Source organism: Enterococcus sp. MMGLQ5-1 (genome assembly GCF_013155265.1).
In the GTDB taxonomy this organism is placed as follows: domain Bacteria; phylum Bacillota; class Bacilli; order Lactobacillales; family Streptococcaceae; genus MMGLQ5-1.
In genome coordinates this window covers 30,296-51,921 of record NZ_JABJXU010000004.1, presented here as the reverse complement: position 1 = coordinate 51,921, position 21,626 = coordinate 30,296, and the positions used below count along the sequence as shown (strand labels likewise).

Annotated in this window: 25 protein-coding genes; 9 read left to right on the top strand and 16 right to left on the bottom strand. The window is 34.5% G+C overall.

The genetic code is table 11. From position 1 onward, the window contains the following. Window positions 1–448 precede the first annotated feature (448 nt). The 7 genes from HOY35_RS05580 to HOY35_RS05550 form a co-directional block, all read right to left on the bottom strand. Window positions 449–1,969 (bottom strand): phage/plasmid primase, P4 family, encoded by a 1,521-nt coding sequence (locus HOY35_RS05580; RefSeq protein WP_349627492.1) that lies wholly within the window; start codon window positions 1,967–1,969, stop codon window positions 449–451. After that, window positions 1,966–2,844: a primase C-terminal domain-containing protein gene (locus HOY35_RS05575; protein WP_172211148.1), complete on the bottom strand. Its 879-nt coding sequence runs from the start codon at window positions 2,842–2,844 to the stop codon at window positions 1,966–1,968. Before HOY35_RS05575 ends, HOY35_RS05580 begins: the two co-directional genes overlap by 4 nt. Next, window positions 2,841–3,065 carry a hypothetical protein gene (locus tag HOY35_RS05570; RefSeq protein WP_172211146.1) on the bottom strand — a complete coding sequence of 75 codons (225 nt, stop codon included), beginning with the start codon at window positions 3,063–3,065 and terminating at the stop codon, window positions 2,841–2,843. Before HOY35_RS05570 ends, HOY35_RS05575 begins: the two co-directional genes overlap by 4 nt. Before the next feature lie 129 nt (window positions 3,066–3,194). Beyond that, window positions 3,195–3,443, bottom strand: a complete 249-nt coding sequence (locus HOY35_RS05565; protein ID WP_172211145.1) for a hypothetical protein — start codon at window positions 3,441–3,443, stop codon at window positions 3,195–3,197. A gap of 50 nt (window positions 3,444–3,493) precedes the next feature. Beyond that, a complete protein-coding gene (locus tag HOY35_RS05560) occupies window positions 3,494–3,799 on the bottom strand; it encodes a hypothetical protein (protein WP_172211143.1) in 306 nt (101 codons plus the stop codon). Continuing rightward, a complete protein-coding gene (locus HOY35_RS05555) occupies window positions 3,796–4,446 on the bottom strand; it encodes a Rha family transcriptional regulator (protein ID WP_172211142.1) in 651 nt (216 codons plus the stop codon). Before HOY35_RS05555 ends, HOY35_RS05560 begins: the two co-directional genes overlap by 4 nt. 50 nt (window positions 4,447–4,496) lie before the next feature. After that, window positions 4,497–4,670 carry a hypothetical protein gene (locus tag HOY35_RS05550; protein WP_172211140.1) on the bottom strand — a complete coding sequence of 58 codons (174 nt, stop codon included), beginning with the start codon at window positions 4,668–4,670 and terminating at the stop codon, window positions 4,497–4,499. 133 nt (window positions 4,671–4,803) lie between these two features. Here HOY35_RS05550 and HOY35_RS05545 point away from each other — a divergent pair, with 133 nt between their 5' ends. The 4 genes from HOY35_RS05545 to HOY35_RS05530 all read left to right on the top strand — a co-directional run bounded on the left by HOY35_RS05545 (window position 4,804) and on the right by HOY35_RS05530 (window position 7,903). After that, complete coding sequence (locus HOY35_RS05545) at window positions 4,804–5,622, top strand: helix-turn-helix transcriptional regulator (protein ID WP_172211138.1); 819 nt, start codon at window positions 4,804–4,806, stop codon at window positions 5,620–5,622. Window positions 5,623–5,682: 60 nt separating this feature from the next. Next, window positions 5,683–6,825 carry a site-specific integrase gene (locus HOY35_RS05540; RefSeq protein ID WP_172211136.1) on the top strand — a complete coding sequence of 381 codons (1,143 nt, stop codon included), beginning with the start codon at window positions 5,683–5,685 and terminating at the stop codon, window positions 6,823–6,825. Window positions 6,826–6,957: 132 nt separating this feature from the next. After that, window positions 6,958–7,443, top strand: coding sequence for a sigma-70 family RNA polymerase sigma factor (locus tag HOY35_RS05535; protein WP_172211134.1), 486 nt, complete (start codon window positions 6,958–6,960; stop codon window positions 7,441–7,443). 127 nt (window positions 7,444–7,570) lie between these two features. Next, a complete protein-coding gene (locus HOY35_RS05530) occupies window positions 7,571–7,903 on the top strand; it encodes a DUF960 domain-containing protein (protein ID WP_172211452.1) in 333 nt (110 codons plus the stop codon). Window positions 7,904–8,002: 99 nt separating this feature from the next. Here the strand turns inward: HOY35_RS05530 and HOY35_RS05525 are convergent, their stop codons facing one another. From HOY35_RS05525 to HOY35_RS05515, 3 genes are read right to left on the bottom strand one after another with little or no spacing between them, the layout of a single operon-like run. After that, window positions 8,003–8,695, bottom strand: coding sequence for a 5'-methylthioadenosine/adenosylhomocysteine nucleosidase (locus HOY35_RS05525; protein WP_172211132.1), 693 nt, complete (start codon window positions 8,693–8,695; stop codon window positions 8,003–8,005). Beyond that, a complete protein-coding gene (gene macP / locus HOY35_RS05520; protein WP_172211130.1) occupies window positions 8,696–8,983 on the bottom strand; it encodes a cell wall synthase accessory phosphoprotein MacP in 288 nt (95 codons plus the stop codon). Continuing rightward, window positions 8,984–9,553, bottom strand: a complete 570-nt coding sequence (locus HOY35_RS05515) for an NUDIX hydrolase (RefSeq protein ID WP_172211128.1) — start codon at window positions 9,551–9,553, stop codon at window positions 8,984–8,986. Between the two features lie 166 nt (window positions 9,554–9,719). On the opposite strand from HOY35_RS05515, the gene HOY35_RS05510 reads away from it, so the two are divergent. Beyond that, window positions 9,720–10,493 (top strand): 5-bromo-4-chloroindolyl phosphate hydrolysis family protein, encoded by a 774-nt coding sequence (locus HOY35_RS05510; protein ID WP_172211126.1) that lies wholly within the window; start codon window positions 9,720–9,722, stop codon window positions 10,491–10,493. A gap of 216 nt (window positions 10,494–10,709) precedes the next feature. After that, the gene (locus tag HOY35_RS05505) at window positions 10,710–11,888 is read left to right on the top strand and encodes a toxic anion resistance protein (RefSeq protein WP_249641482.1); all 1,179 of its coding nucleotides are present in this window, start codon (window positions 10,710–10,712) and stop codon (window positions 11,886–11,888) included. A gap of 95 nt (window positions 11,889–11,983) precedes the next feature. Here the strand turns inward: HOY35_RS05505 and HOY35_RS05500 are convergent, their stop codons facing one another. The 3 genes from HOY35_RS05500 to HOY35_RS05490 are packed head-to-tail and all read right to left on the bottom strand — an operon-like array spanning window position 11,984 to window position 14,719. Beyond that, window positions 11,984–12,217 carry a hypothetical protein gene (locus HOY35_RS05500; protein ID WP_172211122.1) on the bottom strand — a complete coding sequence of 78 codons (234 nt, stop codon included), beginning with the start codon at window positions 12,215–12,217 and terminating at the stop codon, window positions 11,984–11,986. Then, window positions 12,201–13,358: an NADP-dependent malic enzyme gene (locus HOY35_RS05495; protein WP_172211120.1), complete on the bottom strand. Its 1,158-nt coding sequence runs from the start codon at window positions 13,356–13,358 to the stop codon at window positions 12,201–12,203. The genes HOY35_RS05500 and HOY35_RS05495 overlap by 17 nt, the downstream gene beginning before the upstream one ends. A gap of 29 nt (window positions 13,359–13,387) precedes the next feature. Then, the gene (locus HOY35_RS05490; protein WP_172211118.1) at window positions 13,388–14,719 is read right to left on the bottom strand and encodes a 2-hydroxycarboxylate transporter family protein; all 1,332 of its coding nucleotides are present in this window, start codon (window positions 14,717–14,719) and stop codon (window positions 13,388–13,390) included. Window positions 14,720–14,910: 191 nt separating this feature from the next. Between HOY35_RS05490 and HOY35_RS05485 the strand changes: the two genes are divergently transcribed. Both HOY35_RS05485 and HOY35_RS05480 read left to right on the top strand, forming a co-directional pair. After that, window positions 14,911–16,440, top strand: a complete 1,530-nt coding sequence (locus HOY35_RS05485) for a Spo0B domain-containing protein (RefSeq protein ID WP_172211116.1) — start codon at window positions 14,911–14,913, stop codon at window positions 16,438–16,440. A 2-nt stretch (window positions 16,441–16,442) separates the two neighbouring features. After that, a complete protein-coding gene (locus HOY35_RS05480) occupies window positions 16,443–17,153 on the top strand; it encodes a response regulator (RefSeq protein ID WP_172211114.1) in 711 nt (236 codons plus the stop codon). Between the two features lie 415 nt (window positions 17,154–17,568). Here HOY35_RS05480 and HOY35_RS05475 read toward each other — a convergent pair whose 3' ends face one another. Further along, window positions 17,569–18,555, bottom strand: coding sequence for an aldo/keto reductase (locus HOY35_RS05475; RefSeq protein ID WP_216656327.1), 987 nt, complete (start codon window positions 18,553–18,555; stop codon window positions 17,569–17,571). Between the two features lie 96 nt (window positions 18,556–18,651). On the opposite strand from HOY35_RS05475, the gene HOY35_RS05470 reads away from it, so the two are divergent. Beyond that, window positions 18,652–19,053 carry a MerR family transcriptional regulator gene (locus HOY35_RS05470; RefSeq protein ID WP_172211113.1) on the top strand — a complete coding sequence of 134 codons (402 nt, stop codon included), beginning with the start codon at window positions 18,652–18,654 and terminating at the stop codon, window positions 19,051–19,053. Between the two features lie 206 nt (window positions 19,054–19,259). On the opposite strand, the gene HOY35_RS05465 is transcribed toward HOY35_RS05470, so the two are convergent. Then, on the bottom strand, window positions 19,260–20,771 hold the full coding sequence (locus tag HOY35_RS05465; RefSeq protein ID WP_172211111.1) for a bifunctional UDP-sugar hydrolase/5'-nucleotidase: 1,512 nt from the start codon (window positions 20,769–20,771) through the stop codon (window positions 19,260–19,262). Between the two features lie 6 nt (window positions 20,772–20,777). Continuing rightward, complete coding sequence (phnE, locus tag HOY35_RS05460; RefSeq protein ID WP_172211109.1) at window positions 20,778–21,590, bottom strand: phosphonate ABC transporter, permease protein PhnE; 813 nt, start codon at window positions 21,588–21,590, stop codon at window positions 20,778–20,780. Between the last annotated feature and the right edge of the window lie 36 nt (window positions 21,591–21,626).

The window sequence follows — 21,626 nt, the reverse complement described above, 5'->3', positions numbered from 1 at the left end:
TTAACCAGTATCCTCGGTGTTTCTTCGGATAATGTTTTTAATACTGAGTACTGAATATCAATCAATCTATAATTATTACGATTTAGTATTTCCAATTTATCATTTACCCTATCTTCTATATTTAATTGAGTTACCACTACCGATAAATACCTATAATTCATATTTTTTCTCCTTATTTTTCTGAAATTGATTAATAATTGTCGGTTTACCAACCTTTTTTTATCATTTGTCGGTCTCTGTAACCATTGGTAATAAAGGAGTTCCGCTATTTTACCGACAAACCAACATAGAAAACGCTCACGGCTTTATATATAAAAAATAGAATAATATATAGCGCATATATATAATATTATTTATTCTAAGATATATATAAATATTGTTGGTTTGTCGGTATAAACCTATTTTCCTTACTCCCCCAACGGTTTTAAACACCAACAATATGTAAATTCTATGTTGGCTCGTTGTCGGTTTGTCTTTTAAATAGCGGTTGATATTTTTCTCTATCAACTTTTGAATAGAATTTATAGCGAACGTCTAAATCATAAAGCGCTTCATCGTCACCCTCTACAAAATAGCGTAAAGGTGCTAAATTATTCCTTGTGTATTCCCAGCCCTCTTTTTCAACTAAAGGTTTTAATTCTCTAGTAAACGTATTTTGTTTCATTTTTGTAGGTTGGTTATCATAAAAACAATAAGCTTGAAAGTAATTAAATAAAAACCTAACTGGTAATCTTGTGCTTTCTAAAGATGAAAAAACTTCCTCGTAAAAAGCAAACACTGGGTTATTATCCATCACTAAATCATAAATCGCTTCTCGACTTTCCGAAGTATCCTCAACCTCTTTAAAATCTAGCTGCAAAGCTTGGTATAAGATAAATTCTAGTAGTCGCTTATCATAAATATACTTCTCTTTGATATTCCGATTGTTTTGATTGCCTTGATAAACATGATTAAATCTTATTACACGCAATCTCCTTAAAAGTCCGTCAGTCATATCTCTAAAACGTGGTAAACCGTTCATCGATTGAATCACGAACGGTGTTAAAACTGTCGTAAATGGTGTTTTCCCTTTTGGATTAAGCAGTACGCCATCTCCAGTCAAAACACTTTTAAAGCTTTCGCTCGTCTCATTAAAGTCTCTAGGGTTATTATCATCACCAATTAATAAGGTTTTACCGTAGGCACTGGCCAACTTGAAATCACTCTCAAATTCCTTAATTTTAAGACTGCTAGTGTTATCTTTACCGACTAAGTTTTTCATCAGTGCTTGAAAAGTTGACTTCCCTGTCCGCCCTTTTTCACTATTAAAAAAGACTGTAATTTCAGAAATATAATTAGCATTGATAGCGACTGCAAAAAGCTGCCATAGTAATTTTTCTTTGCTAGCATTATCATCAGACAATTCTTTTATCCAATCGCTAAAACACCAGTCTTTAAAAATAGGCTCTTTTGCATGCTCTACATAATCAGTAGCAACCTTATTTACAAAGACATAATGGCTAGAAAAAGGCTCTAATCGCTTAGTTTTTCGATTATATACACCATTGTTTACTACAATTAAATTTTTATCCGTTGTCCTAGAATATTCTTCACTCTCGACAGTCAAATAATGTCTAACTGTATTGCATTGTTGATTTGTGAGAGTATACTCCACAGATAACACTAAACGATTAATAAAACGCTCTCCCTTTTGATAAATGCCACTATCGATGTCATAAACAGCTAAAGGGGCAAGTTCGGGATTATCTTCATCAATCAAAATAAAATTACATTGTTTCTTTAAAATATTTGCGACTGCTCTAGGGCTAACATTTGGTATTTTTTCTTCACCATTTTTGTTAATTTTAGTATGCTCTTGCCGCCATTGCTCACCTAGCATAACTAACTTTTCTTTTAATTCATCCATTGACTGAGGTTCTGCGTTAAATTTTTCCTCAGCAATCTGATCTAGCTCTTCAATAGACTTCACTCTCTCACTCCCAACATTGTCATAGTAACGGACTCAACCGTCTGTTTGACTTCTTTTTCACTTAATGGGGGCATAAAATAACTATTAGCAACTTTAGCAACTTCAAACATCACGCTAGGTTTGACACCTTGTTTGATAAATTTTTTTGTTAAGTAGGCTATTCGATTATTTCTACCACCTTCTTCGCTACCTTGAAAAATCTCAATTAACATATTATTCAAATATGATTTATTAAATACTCGTTTGGTCGGGGAGAGTGTTTTATTATAATCATCAGAAAAGCCTTTAGTTTGCACTTGCCAATCTTTAGCAATATCAATTAGTTTATTAGATTCTAAACGTTTTAAACCCTTGTGTATGTATATATCAGATTTATCATTTATAGGTAAACCCTGAGCTTGACTCCATGTGCCATTACTTTCGTCAACTTTATCGATAATCGATTTTAAGACAACCTTACTGAAATAATTAACTAATAAATGATATTCTCTAGCTTTAACTGATTCTCTAAGTGGTAATACTAAGCGATACCGCAATCCTTTAAAACCGTTTGAAATCGTTGGATATAACACAAAATCGTAATTTTTAAATAGTTTTTGAATCTTTTGAATTAACTCATTTTTTTCTTTAAAAAAGATATCATCTAAATCAATTATCAAACAATCTCGACTAATTAAATTCTGATTTTTTCTGACAAGTTCTGTCATTTCACCTGAAATAAAACAATTCAATTTAAACCTTTTAAGTTGTGATCGCTGCTCTTCATTTTTTGGTATATTAACCTTAAATGGCTCATATTCTTCAAAAAAGGTGAGGACATCTATATCTATAACTTCATCTATCTTTGATGGTGATACTTTACCTATATATATCAATTATCAACACCTCTCTCAAATGCTTCTATTTTTTTATTATTTTTTTCGCTTAACGCACACAAAGCGCTTGTAAATCCACTCAATGCACTTATGTCATTGACTGTAATGCTGTCAGAACTAGAAAAACGTTCAAAAACAAATATATCTAAAGCTTGGATAGCATTATCTAAATTATTACTATCTGAAATCAAATCATCTAAATCAATTTGTTTTTCATTCATGTTTAAAAATCCTCCGTAATCTGTTATAATTGAGGATAAAGATAGGCTTAAAAGCCTTGTATTCAGCCTTTATCACTGTCCGCCAAGACTTTTACGTGATAAGGCTTTTTCTTTATCCTCATACATTATTTAGTCCTCAATTTCATAACCCAATAATTCATAAATCTGATACAAAATAGTAGCATTGAGATAGTCGCTTAAATCTTTAGCACGGTCTAATGCTGATTGTTCTAGTTCGACACCATCTAAAGAATAAGGGTATAGTTTGCCCTCTTCCAAAGTTGCAATATCCCCTGAGATACCTTCAATATCTTTTAATAAATCCTTTAGTGTTGGTGCTTGTTCTTCGTGTTGCTCTAATTTGATAATTTTTGACATAATTTTTTCCTCTTTCTTGGTTAATATTTACTAAGTATTGGCGTGATGGATTACTTATTATTTAAGAGCCATGCTCTCATTTGCGATTTACTATATACTTCTTTCCGTTCAGATAATAAACGCCCCCTAGGCAGCCCTAAGACTAATAACTCCTCAAAGTACTCCGCCGAAACGTTTAAAAAAGTGTATGCTTCTTTCTTAGTGAGTAAAATGTCACTATCCAGGTGACTGTCTTTTCTAGCCTGTTTAATCGCTTCTAGAGTAGTGTTATATACTGATTGATATATTTGGTCTAACTGTGTAGGTTCTAACGTATGAGATACCTTAATTTCAATCTCTGGGCTTACTGGTGTCATGCAGATACCTCACTTTCAATCATCCGATTAAGTGTTTGCTTAATGAAGTCGTAAGATTGTTGAGCTTGTAACATTGCAATTACAATACGCTCAAAATTTAGGTAAATTGGTTGTTCAACAGACGTCAATAAGTCTAAGCCTACTTCTTTACCACTAAAGCCACGTTGCGCCCTAAGCTGCTTAACGTTGTAACCTGTTGTACTTTTAGCTAATAAATTGTTAAAATGAACATATGAATGAGGTTTTTTAAACTCCCATTCGTTGATAACGTCTACTAAATCCCGATGAGTTGGTTGCTCTATTGCTCGGTTTAGTTGGCGTTTTTTTAGTTCTTCACGCATTAAAAAGAAACTATTTACTAAATTAACTTTAAATTCCACTACTTCAACGGTATTAGCTAAAAATGTAATAACTAAAGTTGCTTGTGGCTCGTTTAGATGATAAATTTTCTTTCTCGCACGTCCTGACGCTCGGATTTCAAATCCGACCGTGCCGAATTTTTCTAACTTTTCTATATGAGTTCTAATCAGTCGAGTAATACTATCTCGGCTATTCCCCGAATACTCTGCGATGATTTCATCGGTTGTAAAAGGCTCACTTTTCAATGAATTGCCATTCAAAAAAACTAACTCTTTTTTGTTCTCCATATAATTCCTCCTGTTCCTGTAAAAAGTTCTATTGCGTGATAGTTGAATGGTTAGGCTGTTAATTCTTCAATCGCTTTTAAAACTTTAGCCTTGCGCTCATCATTTAATGGTGTACGTAACCACACACAGAAACGACTATCGGAAATGCCGATTTTTTCAGCGATTTGCCAGTTTCTAATATTGTGAGTAAAAATGATGTTTCTGATTTCTTGGTTTGCTTTCATAGATTCCTCCTGTATTTTTTAGAGTGCAATTTAAAATATTTATGTAACTCTAAAAAGACAGTAACATATTTTTATTTACAATGCAACATCAATCTGTTATTGTTTTTATAGAATGCAAAACTAAGGAGAGAAAATGGAACTATATCTAAATGAAATATTAGCGGAGAAAGGTATCAGCATTAATCAACTACATAAAATTACTGGAATTTCTAGAACCACTTTAGACCCTTTATCAAAAGAAAAGATTGTTCCTAAAAAAACTAGAATTGATACATTAAATAGAATTGCAGAAGCCTTGAATATCAATTTAAATGAGTTGATTTCTTTCTCAAAAGTAAATGAACAAGAATTTAACATTAAATTACACGAAGTCATAAAACATGATTACCTCGCTTATGAAAATTCATTCATGGATAGATTATTGTTAGAGGTTAGTAATGGGAATAAAATTTTTTATGCCTATGTGACTGCCTCATATAGACCACTTGATATTTTTTTGAAAAAACACGAAAAATTAATAGAGGAACTAGAACATCTTGTCAATGATTATAAACACGGAGAAGAATTGGATGATAGGTTTGATGAAATATCTAATTTTTTGAATGATAAAGCGATGTTGTACAGAGGAAAATTTATATTTGATAATTATTTTTTAATTAATGATTTTTTTGAGGTTGAAAAACGCCATACTATTTTGAATAAAATTCCTTTAAACAATAAATTTTCATCAATGAGGGAAAATTTAACCGATGAATATTTTTTGATGTCTATTTCCAATTGGTTAGGTAACTACTATGAACTAAAAAATCAAATAAGTATGGCGTACCCTAAAATAAATAGTTTCGATGCAGCCGAATATGAAAAAGTAGAAGTTGATTACTTTATTAGCTATTTTACTGCAACAACCATAAACACTGATATTAAAGTAGAATATAAGTTTAAAATTGAATAAATAACCTCTAAATCTCAAATATCTATTAACTATTGGCGTGGTGGTAGATAGGAGAACAAAATGGCACAAATTAAGAAGTATATAACTAAAGATAATCAAACTAGGTATATGTTTAATGTGTACGTGGGGAAGCATCCCAAAACTAAGAAGAATGTATATCGTAAGAGGCAAGGATTTAGGACTAAGAAACAAGCACAGATTGCACTTGCAAACTTAATCAAGGATATTGAAGAAAATGGACTTGAGGATCAGCAAGAAATAACGTTCAAAGAATTATATGATCTGTGGCTTAAGCAGCACAGACTGAATACCAGGAGTTCAGCAATTGGCACTAATAGAAATTACATTGAACACAGGATAATGCCTCATTTTAAAGATATGCTGCTATCTGATATTAGCGTAGCGTATTGCCAAAAAGTATTGAATAATTGGTTTGAAAATGGCTACAAGAGCTATAAAACGTATCGTAAACTTACAACTCAAATATTGAGATATGCTGTTGTAATGGAGCTTATTAGCGATAATCCTATGAGTAAAACGATATTACCACGAAAAAAAGAAGCAGATAACAAGCTAAAATATTATACAAAAGATGACCTAGAACATTTCTTTAATTGCGTTGAAGATAACCATGATTATAAACAACTTGCCTTTTTTAGATTACTAGCTTTTACAGGTTGTCGTAAATCAGAAATACTGAGTTTGCAATGGAAAGATATAGACTTTTTTAATCAATCCATTGATATCAACAAAACTTTGGCCATTGATGAAAATGCAAAAGTTGTTATTCAGAAACCTAAAACATTGGATAGTATTAGAAATATTAGTATTGACCACGAAACCTTGCTGATACTAAAAAAATGGCGCAGTATTCAAAAAATAGACTACTTCAAAATGGGTTTTAATAGTGGATCAGATACGCAATTCCTATTCACCACTCTTAAAAATAATATCTATAATCCAAAAGTAGCCAATGACTGGCTTAACAATATAATCAAAACGTATTCATTACCTAAAATCACACCTCATCACTTCAGACATACACATGCTAGTTTATTGCTTCAAGCTGGTGTTCCAATAAAAGAAGTATCTGAAAGACTGGGGCATAAAAACATTAAAATTACACTTGAGATATATTCTCATGTTATGCCAGATGAAGCCAAAGAGACGGGGAATAAATTTGCTACTTTTGTAGGTTTTTAACATAAAGTACAGACAAAAGCACAGACCCTTACAATATTTTAAAATAAAAATTCATATAATCCCTTATATATCAGCATACTAGGCGATTCATAAATTTAAACCTCCTAACCAAGAAGGATTAGGAGATTTTTTATGCCGGAAACAAAACAATTTAAAATTTGGTTCAAAGCCGTTTTACCAATTATTCATCGCTATTGGAAACTATACTATTTAAATCTTTGGGAATATGATGATTGGTTACAAGAAGCAAGGATTATACTTCATCAAGTGATCTCCTTAAAAACGCCAGAACAACAAATCATTGCTCACTTTTCCGTAAAATTCAAATGTCATATCCTAGATAGTTTAAGAAGACAGGATACTGCAAAAAGAAAAGCTAATCGCCAAGAATATTTGGTGCTTGATGATGAAAATATTAATATTGATTTATCGGTTGATTATCTGGTGGCCGAGCAAACCATCTGCAAGGAATTATTTTATAACTTTTTTGATAAATTAACTGAAAAGGAGGCAATTTTTCTAAAGCAAATTATTACTGACCCAACCACACCCAAAGATGCTAAATTTAGAAGATTAAAACGAAAATTAATCAGTAATCTCTATCCAAGTGATAGCTAATCTACTAATTAAAAGTAACTGCACTATTCTTGATTTTTTATCTATCCTCTCGTATCATGGATATACATTTAAGTGAGCTGCTAAATTGTCACTTAAGTCGAATCATTTAATGAAGGGGAATGATATGATGACAGAATATTTTGAACGTAATCGAAAACGCTTTGCCTCATTTGGCGTAGTTAACACCCTACCCGGTGAAATCATTGATAGCTTTTGGTTGATGATTGATCGAAATTTAAAAGGGCTGATTCCTTTAAATAGTTTATTACACTTCATACTGATCAATAATCAGGGCACCCTGACAATCCACTATGCTAGCCCTGAAAATAATATTGCTATATCTATGGATTTACCATTTATTTATGAAGAGGGCTGGGCAACCGATGTCTATGCCTATGATAATGGACAGCAAGAAACAATTTTATTGCCCGCCGAATTACCTGCTGGTGTGAAATACTAAAAAATGGATAATTGTGTACAGAACCCCTTAAGTTAGCCCAAAAAATCTAACTTAAGGGGTTCTGTACATTGGTTTATGACAATTATTCGTTTTTTTATTTTAAATCATCGTTTCTAAAACTTGGATGACAATCTTAGCAGAGTTGCGTCCAGCATCCAAAATAAATTGATCAAAACTTGCCGTCGCTTGCTGATCGGCCGTGTCACTGATTGCACGGACAACAACAAAGGGCTTACTAAATGCCAATGCGGTTTGAGCAACACTTGCACCTTCCATCTCAATTGCTAACGCAGTTGGAAAATGAGACAATATGCTTTCAATTTTTTGACTAGAATTAATGAAGCTGTCACCGGTCACAATTAAGCCTTGATGTAAAATAAGACCATTTTGTTTGATCCTTTTACCAAGCTCGCTCACGAAATATTTACTAGATTCAAAATACAATGGTTGGTTAGGGAGCTGACCAAATTTATAACCAAACCCTGTAACATCAACATCATGATATGCTAGCTCTGTTGCAATCACAATATCACCAATTGAGATTCCTTTAGCAACAGCGCCTGCTGAGCCAGAATGAATCAGCCCATCCACCTTGAAGGTCGTGATTAATAAAGTGGCAGCAATACTGCTCATTACCTTTCCAATGCCTGACTCTACCAAAACCACCTCGTGACGACCAATCACGCCTTGATTAAAAATAAAATCACCAATTATTCTTTTTTCAGCGTTGATCAGTGCAGCCGATAGCTGCTTGATTTCTTCTGGCATTGCCGCGATAATTCCAATTTTCATTTAAAGCCTCCAAATTGCAAAAATTAAAAGTGCAAGTAAAACAATAACAATAAACAAAGCACGATTTAAAAAACGGCGCCTGCCAACTGACTTATATTGTTCAATGGTCCGATTGGATTTAACCTGACTCTTTTCATTTTTTTTTCGTTCTTTCCGATAATGATTATACATTGCTTTTTCACGTTCAGAATAAGAGCTTTCAGATTCTTGAATTTGCTGTTCACGTAACCTTTCCTGCTTTTCTCGTTCCTTACGCAAAGCTTCTCTGGTAACTAATGGTTTTGACACCTACATCTCACCTTTCAGCCTCTTATTTTCCCAATATAATAGCGCAATTACTGTTTTGGCGTCCTCAATTTCACCATTTTGCAATTTGGCTTGCGCTTCCTCAAAGGTTAATTCCTGTTTTACAATGACTTCATCATCATCTTGGGGTAATGGATTGGCTTGTTTAACCAAATCTTTAGCAATGAAAATATGTAATAGCTCATCAGCAAAGCCTGGGGAGGTGTAAACCTCAGAAATCAATTCAATTGATTGAGCAAAGTAACCTGTTTCCTCCTCCAGTTCTCTTAAGGCTGCCTCTTTCAAATGTTCACGTTCACCAGCCTCTAGCTTTCCTGCAGGAATTTCAAGTAAAACTTTTTCCATCGGCTTTCGATATTGACTAATTAAGATAACCTTATCCTCAGGTGTTATTGCTAAAACTGCCACACCACCTGGATGAAAAACTAATTCCCGCTTAGCTTGACCTAATCCATTTGGAAGCTCTACGTCATCATGGACTACTTCGATAATATGCCCTTTAAAAATTTTTTTTCGGTTTAAGGTTTTTTCTTCAAAATTTTTTAAATCCATCTTATTCTCCATTTCATTTGAACATTATCATTAAAAAAATTGTATCACAAAACCAATAAATTAAGCTAAAACTTATAAATTTTAAGAAAAATAAGTCTTTTGACTTATTCTTTCCTAAAAAAAAAGTGTTATAATTCTTCTATCATCAACTGATGGAGGAAACGATATGTCTAAAAAAAAGAAAATCATTATAAAAATCTTAATTACCTTTCTAATTCTGATGGTATTGGGTTGGAGTGATGAAATAGCACCTGAGGCCTTTTCAGATTTAGCCACTATGATTGCTCTAAACGCAATTTTTTGGACTTGGTCTTCATTTAAAACAACGATTAAATGGTTTTTGCCTGTTTCATTACTAATAATTGCTGCAGATATTTCAGATTCGCTAACTGGCTTCCTAGCAATTGGTTTAATAATCTATTATGCAATATTTGCTAAGAAAGGACATAGTATGAGACAAAAAGCAAAAAGCAAAAAAACGAATAGCGAAAAAGAAAAGCTATATCACGAAGCTGGTTTAAATGAGCAAGACATTAAGGCATTCCGTAATACGATGGCTGAAGCGAAGCAAAATATTATTGATTGGGAAGCTAATGTAAAGCAAAATGCCACACTCAAAAAAATCGAAAAGGAAACTCAAGGGATTATTGCTGCTAAGGCTTTATTCAAGGAAATCGTTGAGGAACCCAAGCGTATAACGGAGGTTGATACTTTCCTCTACAAGCGCTTGCCCAATATCGTTAATTTAACTGAGAAGTATCTAAAAATAACAGCGCACAAAATAAAGGCTGAATCAACCATCGAAACATTGAAGAAAAGTGAAGAGGTCATTCAAAAGGTATCAATTCAAATTTCAAATGACTATACAAAATTCGTCTCAGATGATTTGGAAGATTTAACGATTGAAGCCGAAGTCGCAAAAGAAAATTTGAAGAATTAACAACTCATTACATGATTCTTTCTATGGGCCGGTTAATAAATGCATTCCCATTTAAAAACCGACTTAATTGAGAATCATGTTTTTTCTATACATTTTAGACTTCTACTTGTGTTAGTAAATCGTTTATTTTACAATGATTTTAGTAACCTTATTTTAAAATAATCAATTGATAAATCGTTTACAATAACAGCCCAAACTAAATGAATGGAGAAAAATATGGCGAACGAAATTTTAGCTGATTTAATGAAATCGGACATTCCAGTAGAAACATCCACCCTGCCCCAAGAGCAGCAGCAAGAAATTAAGGCGATGCAAGAAACGAATCGCGTTGCTAAAAGCTATGAAACACTCTCAAAAGAAGAGCTGGAGCAAGCTAAGATACTTGCAAAAACAATTGACGAATCAAATTCTCAGGCCGTGATTCAATATGGTGCCAATGCGCAAAATAAACTGGCCGAATTTTCTAACGGTATGCTGACGCAGGTTAACTCTCAAGAAATCGGTCCTGTCGGTGATGTTTTAAACGAATTAATGTTTAAGCTTCAAGAAGCCAATCCAGATGAATTAGTAGCCCAAGATAGTAATATCTTTAAGAAAATATTTGGTAAGGTTAAGCAATCCATCTTTGAAATTACACAAAAATATCAAAAAATTGGTGCTAGTATCGATAAGGTGGCAATTAAGCTAAATCATGAAAAAGAAGAGCTATTAAAAAGTAATACAACCTTGGATGGTTTATATAAACAAAATTTAGATTACTTTAATGCGCTCAATGTCTTTATCGCTGCTGCTGATTTAAAGAAGGATGAGCTAGAAACTCAGACAATCCCTGAGGCTTTGGCAAAAGCCAACGAAACTGGAAATCAAATGGATATGCAAATTGTTTCAGATTTACGACAATTTGTTGACCGCTTGGATAAGCGTTCTTATGATCTCAAGCTTGCACGCCAAATTACGATTCAGCAAGCACCGCAGATTCGTTTAATTCAAAATACCAATCAGGCTTTAGCTGAAAAAATTCAAACCTCAATTAATACAGCAATTCCTTTGTGGAAAAATCAAGTGGCAATCGCTTTGACATTATTGAAACAGAAAGAAGCGATTACTGCACAGCGCCAAGTCTCTGAAACAACCAATGAATTGTTGACCAAAAATAGCGAAATGCTGAAAACTTCTAGTATTGAAGCTGCGCGTGAAAATGAACGCGGTGTGGTCGATATTGAAACACTTCGCAAAACTCAGAATGATTTAGTTGAAACGATTCAGGAAACCTTGCGAATTCAAGAGGATGGACGCACAAATCGCCGGAATGCTGAAGTTGAGTTAGCTCAAATGGAAGAAGAGCTCAAACAAAAGCTGCTCGAAGTAAGTCAAACCCAAAACGGACATCAATAAGCTAAGCAACTGAATGCCTAATAATTAAATGCAAAATAAATAGATAGGTGAGCTCATTTTTAATAAATGACTGACCTATCTATTTTTAATACTAGCTATCCATCAAAAATAAATTGACAAATTACTTGGTCTGACGCTTCGATTAATACCAATAAATTGAGTTCATTTAAACAAGCTTCCTTTTGTGTTTCTTTTAGCCAACTTTTAATTAGTAGAGCTGAAGAGCATTGATATTTTGCCAATAGCTGCTTTAATAATTCTTCTTTGTGAATATTTCTCTGAATAGGATCAATAAAATTAAACTGCCCTCCTTCAATTTTTAACCGCATCTCGAACACTCTTGGCAACCGCCTCAGCAACGCCCTCCTGAAATGCACCGGGTATAATGTAATCCGTCGTTAATTCACTATCTGGAATAATGCTCGCGACACCTCTAGCTGCCGCCAGCTGCATTTCAATCGTAATATCCGTAGCACGTGCGTCTAACGCGCCTCTGAAAATACCCGGAAAGGCAATCACATTATTGATTTGATTTGGAAAATCACTTCTGCCAGTACCAACAATGTAGGCACCTGCTGCTTTAGCAACATCTGGCATAATTTCAGGAACGGGATTTGCCATTGCAAAGATAATTGGCTTGTCTGCCATTGTCTGAATCCAATCTGGATTTAATACGTTTGGCGCAGAAACACCGATGAAAATATCCGCACCTTTCACAGCATCCTCTAAAGTGCCTTCTAAATGTGATAAATTAGTCACCTTGGCGATCTCTTGATGATGGGCTGGTAGCTCTGGGTTAGTTGCTGAGATAATACCAATTTTATCAACAACAGTAATATTTTTCGCACCAGCATCAAGCAATAATGAAGCAATTGATAAACCAGCAGCGCCACCGCCATTAACCACAATCCGGGCTGTTGCAAGCGGTTTATCAATCAATTTCAAGCTATTAATCACCGCAGCTAAGACAACAATCGCTGTTCCATGCTGATCGTCATGGAATACTGGAATATCTAGCTCTTCAATCAAACGGCGCTCAATTTCAAAGCAGCGTGGCGCACTAATGTCTTCTAAATTAATCCCACCAAATGAAGGCGCAATGGCTTTAACGTGTGCAATAATTTCTTCCACATCTTGAGTAGCCAAAGAAAGTGGAATCGCGTCAACATCAGCAAAACGTTTGAATAAGGCAGCCTTACCCTCCATAACAGGGATGGCTGCTTCTGGACCAATATTACCAAGACCTAAAACAGCTGAGCCATCAGTCACAACAGCGACCATATTTCGTTTAGTCGTTAATTCATAAACTTTCTCCTTATCATTGGCAATCTCGGTACAAACTGCTGCCACACCCGGTGTATAGGCAATTGCTAAGTCTTCCATTGTATCAATTCTCACTTTAGGGATAACCTCTAGCTTGCCACCCATAGCTCTGCTTACTTCGATTGCTTTAGCTTTTACATCTGTCATTATTAATACTCCTTCTAAATTATAATTATTTAACTAAAAAATAAACGCATAATTGTAACCATCGTTAATACGGTCAAAGCACCACCAAGTCGAGTCGCTACTTGAGCAAATGGCATTAAATTCATTCGATTGGCAGTTGAAAGAATTGCGACATCTCCTGTACCACCCATGCCACTTTGACATGAGGTGATGATTGCTGCTTCAATTGGATACATATTTAACAGTCCGCCGACGAAATAACCAGTTAAAACAACGGTCAAAACTACTGAAATTACTACCACAAAATATTGCCAAGTCAGCATACCAACTGCATCTTTCAGCGGAATATAAAGTAAACCTAGGCCAACCATTAATGGAAAAGTAAAATTAGATGAGATAAATTTATAAAGCTGCTTTGAGCCTTTCGTCACGTTCTCTGGCAAAAGATTTAAATACTTAACAAATGCAGCGACTAAAATCATTAAAACAGCGCCAGGAAAGCCTGTAATATGCTCTAATAGCTTGCCCGTAATAAAAATAGTGCAGGCAATTAAAACGCCGCCACCCATTAGCTGTAAATCAATTGGTGATTTATCCTCAGCCATTGCGTCCGATAAATCTGTATCATTAATTTTAACTAATTCACCATTGCCGCACTTGTGCTGCCATTTTTTATTTTGACCCATGCGGCTTAAGATTGCTGAGCTAATAATCGCAAAAAAATTGCCGACAATCGTCGCTGGAATTAATTGTCCGACAAGCTGCTCACTCGGTAAACCAGTTAAGGTACTATAGCCAAGTGAGAGTGGCAAGATTCCCTCACCAATTCCTCCAGCTAGTACAGGTGTGACAATATAAAACAGCGTATGCTCAAATCCAAGTCCTAATAAAGTGCCAATCGCCGTACCAATAATCATTGCTAAAATCATACCCGTTAGCATTGGGATAATCATTCGAATCAACCCCTGAATGAGTATCTTACGGTGCATCCCCAGAATACTGCCACATACTAAGCAGGCAATATAAAAATACAAAAAGTTGGCTTGCTTCATTAGCATATCGGCTGCATCTAGAACATTTTGATTGAAGAAGTTAAAAAAAACCAGAATTGATGGAATTAATAATGAACAAATTGCGGGACCTCCGAACAGCTTTAATCCCGGAATATTCGCACCAAGTGTCCCTAGAAGCCAGCCAAGTGACAAAATAACGGCAAAGCCACCAATCATCGAGACAGGTAATTGTTCAAGGTAACCAGTAACCATAATGATTATACTGACAACTAAATAGACAGGTAATGGTAATGCCCCTACTTTAAAACTACTTAATTTTTCCCATTTACCCTGTTCATTTTTTTCAATTTTCTTATTTGTAGCCTCCATTTTGAAACTCCTTTATTATTTTTTAAAGAAAGCGCTTTCTTTGTTACATGTTGAGTATAACGAGTTAATTTTTGCTTGTATCTTTATTTAATTAATTAAAGTATTAAATAAATAAAGAAACAGGATTTAAATACCTTTAGCTTCTATTATTCGATATAATCAATTTAGAAAACGAGCTTTAGGAGGATTAGATGAAAATAAAAAATGTTACACTCTGGATTCGTCTGACGTCTTTAATTTTTTTGGTCATTTCATTATCAGTTGGTTATCTAGCTTTTCAATTAAATAACCATTTCTATCAATTAGAGCAAAAAAAGCAAGAAGAGAATCTAATTGCAATCGGTCGCTCCTTGACTCATAATCAATTGATAATCACGCAGCTTGAACGTGAGGAAACAAATACTATGCTACAGGCGTTGACCAAAAGCGTTGAAAAAGACTTTAATCTTAGCTTTATTGTTGTGATGACTCCAAATAGTATTCGATTAACACATCCCAATAAATCAGAAATTAATCAAAAATTTCAAGGTGGAGATGAGAAATATACGCTCCAATCAGGGAAAACATATATTTCAACCGCCAAAGGCACAATGGGGACTTCATTAAGAGGCTTTGTACCTGTAAAAAATCAAGATGGGGAAGTTATCGGGGCGATTGCAATGGGTTTGAATTTAAAAAGAATTCATCAGCAATACCAACAAATCCAGAATCTAGTTATTATTAATATGATAATTTGCTTAATTTTTAGTATTATTATAGCTTCAGCAGTTGCCTTTTCTTTAAAAAAAGGCATGTTGGATATGAATCGGAGCGAAATTAAATTATTAGATGAGAAATATCAGGCAATGTTTGAGAATGTTTCAAACGCTATTATCCTAACTGATCATCATGATCAAATTCAGCTAATCAATCCAGCTGGGGAAAAGATAATTCAAAAAATTTTAGGTAATGCAGAGATTCACCAACAAAGGCTGTCCGATATTTTCCCTGTGATTAAGCAAACTAATCCGATAAAATCTAGTCAAAACTATTTTCAAGATGCTGATACTGATTACTTAATTTCCACCACACCACTTAAAATTAATCAAAAAAATAATGGCTCATTAGTTATCATTCAAAATATTTCTGAAATGAAGGCTTTACTTGGTCAATTAAATAACACCACAACCTACACTTCGGCATTACAGGTACAAACACATGATTTTTTAAATAAGATGCATGTTATCTATGGCTTAACCGATGCTGAGGAGTATCAAAAGCTCCGAGCCTATTTATCTGAAATTTTAGAGGCTGACCAAGAATTCATTGGACGAATTACTTATTTAGTTCATAATCCTGTTATCGCTGGCTTTTTAATTCAAGAGAGAACGCGCTTTATCGATCAAAAAGCGAATCTAATGATTGAAATTTATCCAGATATCCCTAATTCTGCTGATTTTATACAAACTCAAAATTGGATACAGCTCATTACTAAAATTCATCAGTTCATACTAGAGCATAATATTTTCGATAACTTACAAGTTTCTATGAGCTACGATCAAAAGTCAATTGAAAGTCACTACCAAACCTATTATGAACCAATTAATGAGGATGCTATCACGAACGCATTAATGAGCCTTTCAACTGATTATCTACTTACTATATCAAAAAGTGTAATTTCTTATTCAATAAAGGATGGTTGGTTCGAATTATCACTAATCACCCCCTATCAGGAGGACTAATCATGTCGAAATTAAAATTATTAATCGTTGAAGATGATCCAATGGTGCTTTATATTAATAAAAATTATTTAAACAAAATGGCTATTTTTGATGAAATTCTAGAGGCAGATGCCTTTGATTCCGCAATAAAACAGCTACACCATCAAAGCTTTGATCTCGTTTTAATTGACATTCATTTGAAGCAGGGCAATGGACTAGAACTTGCCAAAGCAATCCGTGCCAAAAATATCAAAACAGAAATCATCATGGTAACCGCATCTAATGACCGAAAAGATATTCAAGAAATGCTAAAGCTAGGTATATCAGACTATCTCGTTAAACCCTTTAATTTTAATCGATTAGAAAAAAGCATCTTAACTTTTCTTAATAAAAAAAACATTCTGGAACAGACTGAAAAAATATCACAAACAGAGATTGATACCTTGGTTGGCTTAAATGGGCAGCATAGCTTAGTAGGAGAAAAAGAGCTGGAAAAGGGGCTGACTAGAGAAACAGCTAATCAGATACTTAAATTAATTCAAGCCGCACCAGCTGTTTTTACCGTTAATGACTTTCAAGAGAAGACCAAGTTATCTCATGTCTCCATTCGAAAATACTTCAAATTCTTTGAAAAAGAGGGCTGGTTAGTTGCGCAAACAGAATACGGCAGTATCGGCAGACCGATTATCTACTATTCTATTAATCCCACTGGTCAAATGCCGAGTGAATATTAAAATGGAGGTGGGACAAAAGACGTTTAACGCCGTAAAAAAGGTGCTTTCTATCTCTGATCAAAGCTGTGAAAAATTGACAAGTCATTCGTTTATTCAGTCGGACGTTTTCTGTCTGACCGAATGACGTAACTATTTGAACAGTTTTGAGAGAGAAAGCCCGTCAACCAAGGTGCTTTCTATCTCTGATCAAAGCTGTGAAAAATTGACAAGTCATTCGTTTATTCAGTCGGACGTTTTCTGTCTGACCGGATGACGTAACTATTTGAACAGCTTTGAGAGAGAAAGCCCGTCAACCAAGGTGCTTTCCATCTCTGATCAAAGCTGTGAAAAATAGACGAGTCATTGTCGCATTGTCCTCCGTAAATTACAAACAATACAAAAGGGGCTAGGACTTTGGTCCCAAACCCATTTCGCATTATTTCAAAATTTGATTAATTAAATCTAATTCTACTTCGGTAAATTCTAGATTGTTTAGTGCCTTTAAATTATCCTCTAACTGACTTACTTTAGAAGCACCAACCAAAACACTAGCAACTGTCGGATTCCTCAAATTCCAAGCCAATGCCATTTGTGCAAGTGATTGCTGTCTACCTTGAGCTAAACCATTTAATTGCCTAATCTTAGCTATGGTTGCATCGACTTGATCTTCACTTAGAAATGGGCTATCGGAGCGATGTGCTCGGGAATCCTTTGGAATACCATTTAAGTATCGATTACTCAGTAAGCCTTGAGCTAAAGGACTAAAGACAATTGCACCTAATCCCTGTTGCGCCAGTACATCTAAAAGTGCTGTTTCAATCTTACGATTGAACATATTATACTGAGGCTGATGAATAATAAAAGGGGTTTGCCATGCTTTAAAATACTCAGTGATTGCTTGAGTCTGCTCAGGAGAATAATTAGAAATACCGATATAAAGTGCCTTACCTTGACGTACCAATAAATCTAATGCATGCGCCGTCTCTTCAAGTATTGTCTCAGAATCTGGGCAATGATGATAAAAAATATCAAGGTAATCTAGCTGCATCCTTTCCAAGCTTTGATTACAGCTGGCGATAATGCTTTTCTTAGAGCCACCTTTTCCATATGGTCCTTCCCACATACTAAAACCGGCCTTAGAAGAAATAATTAACTCATCACGATATGCCTTAAAATCTTCATTAATAATTCGACCAAAGCTGCTTTCAGCAGACCCTGCTGGTGGACCATAATTATTAGCTAAATCGAAATGAGTGATACCGCTATCAAATGCATGGTGCATGATTGCTCTTTGATTAGCTATGTCATCGACATCACCGAAATTATGCCAAAAGCCTAATGATAAAGCTGAAAGCTTCAGTCCTGACTGACCCACTCGACGGTAAAGCATCTTTTCATAACGATTTTCACTTGCTTGATACATTATTAATAACCTCTTTTCATAATATTTTCTCTAGCTTTACTTAGTCTAACACTTAAAGTATCCTTTAAGTAAAGCATAAATAATAAGGAGAAACATTTGAAAAGACAAACAAGCTTTACAATTCGTGAATTAAGCCAAAAATTTAATTTAGCACCGTCTACCTTAAGATATTATGAAACAATTGGTCTTTTAGACCCTATTGAACGAAAGGGTAAGCATCGTGTTTATTTTCAAGCAGATATTGATCGTTTGGGTGCCATTCAATGCTTCAAACAGACGGGCATGACAATTAAACAAATCCAAACGTTTTTTGAAAATGAAAAAATTGAGAATAATTTTGATTGCCTCTTGACCGCATTGATCAAGCAGCAGGATAACATCGAACAACAAATCAATCAATTAAATGAAAATAAAAAATTTATCAAAAGAAAAATTAATTATTATCAGGCTAAACAGGTAGCATATCTAACTCATCAGAATGAACCACAGTGGCTTTAAGCCAATAATATAACTATTAATTCTAAAAATGAGGCTGAGACATAAGTCCTTGTCTATTTTCATAATTTCGTAATTCAATGCGGCAATGGTGTAGGAAAGCAAGCAAATTGCCGAACCTTATCTAAAATACTAAATCAGCTTTTTCACATCATTAAACGTTTTTTGGTCATGCCTCTTTAAAAATGACTTTATTAACAACACCGTATTTATGGTAAAACAGTAAATTTTAATTGATATGGTAGCTTCGCCTTAGAGTTATTTTGAATAAAATCAATGAGAAGCTGCTGAATTTCAACGCCAGTATTAAAGACAGAGCTGGCCTGCTGATAAATTTCATAACCACCACCACCCAAGGCACGATAATTATTTAAAGCAACCACAAAACTGTCCGTTGGCTGAACATCAGCCTGATGATATTTTAGGCTCACCACACGATTGCCCACAGGACGACGAATATCTAAAGCATACTCAATACCAATAAAAAAATCATAATTATAATGTTCAAGCTTTGGTGAGAGCCAGCGGGGATTTAAAACAACTCCCTCATGCTGAACATAAGAAAAATATTCCGCAGAATGCTCGATTGCTTGCTTAAGCATTCGACCATTCATCTTTACAATATATAAAGTATTATCATAGGGATAGTTGCTCATAATATCACGAATCGTTAATGACTTGGGAATCGAATTTAATTGATTAAACGAGCTAACCACGGCAATATCAGCATTACCCTTTAGCATTTCTACTGCTCCAACGAGCTCAACCCATGGACTACCCATTGTTGCAAATTCCAAGTGTGTTTGCTTGGCAATTGATACTGGGAGATGACCAATAGGCTGACTTAAAAAATTTTGTACCTCTTGCTCAAGAGGGAGTAGGTTTTCTGCTAAGTTTTTATCATAGGAATTGTTAGGTATTTTAAGCTTACTTTTGATTTTAAGATTATTTTCAACCAAACAACCTTCAATTTCAAAATAATTTTTCCCCATATTTGTTGGCTGAACAATGTATGTACCAAATAAATATTGCCCTTCAATTGAAGCGTGCTGATGACCGGTTAAAAGCAAATCAAAGCTCAGCTCCTTCGCAATTTTATAGCCAATATTTTCCCCTGATTCAAAAAGCAGCTCACCAGTTACTAAATCCGCTTCAAAGCCACCATGATAAAGGCAAATCGTCACATCAACCTTGTCCTTAATGCTTTCGAGTGCTACCTTTGCTGCTTCAAATGGTTTATTTATCCGAATATCAACAATATTTTGCGGATTTTCCCAGATATTTGTAAAATCAGTGGTAATCCCGACAATACCTACCTTAAGCCCATTTTCCAAGGTTTTTAAAACGGTCGGAAAGAGCAGATTCCCTGATGCATCTGTTACATTGACAGCACTTACTTTGGCATCAATATGACTGAGGTTTTCCTTTAGTGCTTGAAAGCTATAGTTAAAATCATGATTCCCTAAGGTAATCACATCATAACCTGCTGCATTCATTAGCTGAGCAACACCCTGTTCATAATTCTGCTTTTTTTGGAAAAAATTAATATAGGGTGAGCCTTGAAAAATATCCCCACCATCTAAAATCAAAGTATTGCCATCCTTATTAAAATTAGCGATAACCTTTAATAAGCCAAGCGCCTTTTCCTGTTGATCGGTATAATCTGTTGGGAAAAGATAGCCATGAATATCTGAGGTATAATATATTTTAAACGACTGCATAATGATTTATCCTTTCAATAAAGCATTCCGAATATGTGATGAGATCGTTTCAACTATTAATATCAAAAAGAATAAGCCAATCAATAGAGAGCCAACCTGAGACCATTTATAAGCATTCATTGCAAAAATTAAAGGTGCACCAATGCCGCCTGCGCCGACCAGACCTAAAATAGTCGCATCGCGTAAATTCATGTCAAAGCGATACAGTAAAATTGAAAAGAAGTCAGCCTTTAGCTGTGGAATAATGCCAAAACGAATTTTTTGAAAAAACGATAGACCCGCTGCGTCTAAGGATTCAAGAATACCGTTATCTAAATCTTCAATCGTCTCAATAAACAGCTTGGAAATCATCCCAATTGAAACAAACCCTAATGTCAAAACACCTGCTGAGGCACCCGGACCAGTTACACGAATAAACATCAAGCCATAAACAAAGGGCGGTACTGTTCTAATCGCCATGATTAAGAAACGAATCACATAGGCAATTGCTTTAGGCATCATATTCGTTGCGGATAAAAATGATAAGGGCACCGCAATGATCGCGCCAACAATTGTTCCCAAAATAGCAATAGCAATGGTTTCTAGCAATAGATAAAGTACACCAGATTTAGAAAAATCAAACAGAAATGCTAAGTCTGGGTGGAAAATACCTTTAAAAATATTTTTAGCAATCTGCACACCATCCTTTGATAAGGGTTGTATTTTAATGACTGAAGCAGACCAAATAAAAATCAGTAATAAGATAACAAGGATTCCGAGATAATAAAAAATTTTATTTGATTTTTTATCCAAATATTTTTGTATTAATAAATTTTCCATAATTTTCCTAACTTTTTAATAATGAACTATTATTTA

Coding starts and splice junctions, on each gene's coding strand:
- HOY35_RS05545 (WP_172211138.1), top strand. CDS start 4,804: ATGGAACTATATCTAAATGAAATATTAGCGGAGAAAGGTATCAGCATT.
- HOY35_RS05535 (WP_172211134.1), top strand. CDS start 6,958: ATGCCGGAAACAAAACAATTTAAAATTTGGTTCAAAGCCGTTTTACCA.
- HOY35_RS05500 (WP_172211122.1), bottom strand. CDS start 12,217: ATGCGGTTAAAAATTGAAGGAGGGCAGTTTAATTTTATTGATCCTATT.
- HOY35_RS05475 (WP_216656327.1), bottom strand. CDS start 18,555: ATGTATCAAGCAAGTGAAAATCGTTATGAAAAGATGCTTTACCGTCGA.
- HOY35_RS05465 (WP_172211111.1), bottom strand. CDS start 20,771: ATGCAGTCGTTTAAAATATATTATACCTCAGATATTCATGGCTATCTT.
- HOY35_RS05510 (WP_172211126.1), top strand. CDS start 9,720: ATGTCTAAAAAAAAGAAAATCATTATAAAAATCTTAATTACCTTTCTA.
- HOY35_RS05540 (WP_172211136.1), top strand. CDS start 5,683: ATGGCACAAATTAAGAAGTATATAACTAAAGATAATCAAACTAGGTAT.
- HOY35_RS05530 (WP_172211452.1), top strand. CDS start 7,571: ATGACAGAATATTTTGAACGTAATCGAAAACGCTTTGCCTCATTTGGC.
- HOY35_RS05485 (WP_172211116.1), top strand. CDS start 14,911: ATGAAAATAAAAAATGTTACACTCTGGATTCGTCTGACGTCTTTAATT.
- HOY35_RS05525 (WP_172211132.1), bottom strand. CDS start 8,695: ATGAAAATTGGAATTATCGCGGCAATGCCAGAAGAAATCAAGCAGCTA.
- HOY35_RS05555 (WP_172211142.1), bottom strand. CDS start 4,446: ATGGAGAACAAAAAAGAGTTAGTTTTTTTGAATGGCAATTCATTGAAA.
- HOY35_RS05560 (WP_172211143.1), bottom strand. CDS start 3,799: ATGACACCAGTAAGCCCAGAGATTGAAATTAAGGTATCTCATACGTTA.
- HOY35_RS05495 (WP_172211120.1), bottom strand. CDS start 13,358: ATGACAGATGTAAAAGCTAAAGCAATCGAAGTAAGCAGAGCTATGGGT.
- HOY35_RS05570 (WP_172211146.1), bottom strand. CDS start 3,065: ATGAATGAAAAACAAATTGATTTAGATGATTTGATTTCAGATAGTAAT.
- HOY35_RS05565 (WP_172211145.1), bottom strand. CDS start 3,443: ATGTCAAAAATTATCAAATTAGAGCAACACGAAGAACAAGCACCAACA.
- phnE (WP_172211109.1), bottom strand. CDS start 21,590: ATGGAAAATTTATTAATACAAAAATATTTGGATAAAAAATCAAATAAA.
- HOY35_RS05480 (WP_172211114.1), top strand. CDS start 16,443: ATGTCGAAATTAAAATTATTAATCGTTGAAGATGATCCAATGGTGCTT.
- HOY35_RS05490 (WP_172211118.1), bottom strand. CDS start 14,719: ATGGAGGCTACAAATAAGAAAATTGAAAAAAATGAACAGGGTAAATGG.
- HOY35_RS05550 (WP_172211140.1), bottom strand. CDS start 4,670: ATGAAAGCAAACCAAGAAATCAGAAACATCATTTTTACTCACAATATT.
- HOY35_RS05505 (WP_249641482.1), top strand. CDS start 10,710: ATGGCGAACGAAATTTTAGCTGATTTAATGAAATCGGACATTCCAGTA.
- HOY35_RS05515 (WP_172211128.1), bottom strand. CDS start 9,553: ATGGATTTAAAAAATTTTGAAGAAAAAACCTTAAACCGAAAAAAAATT.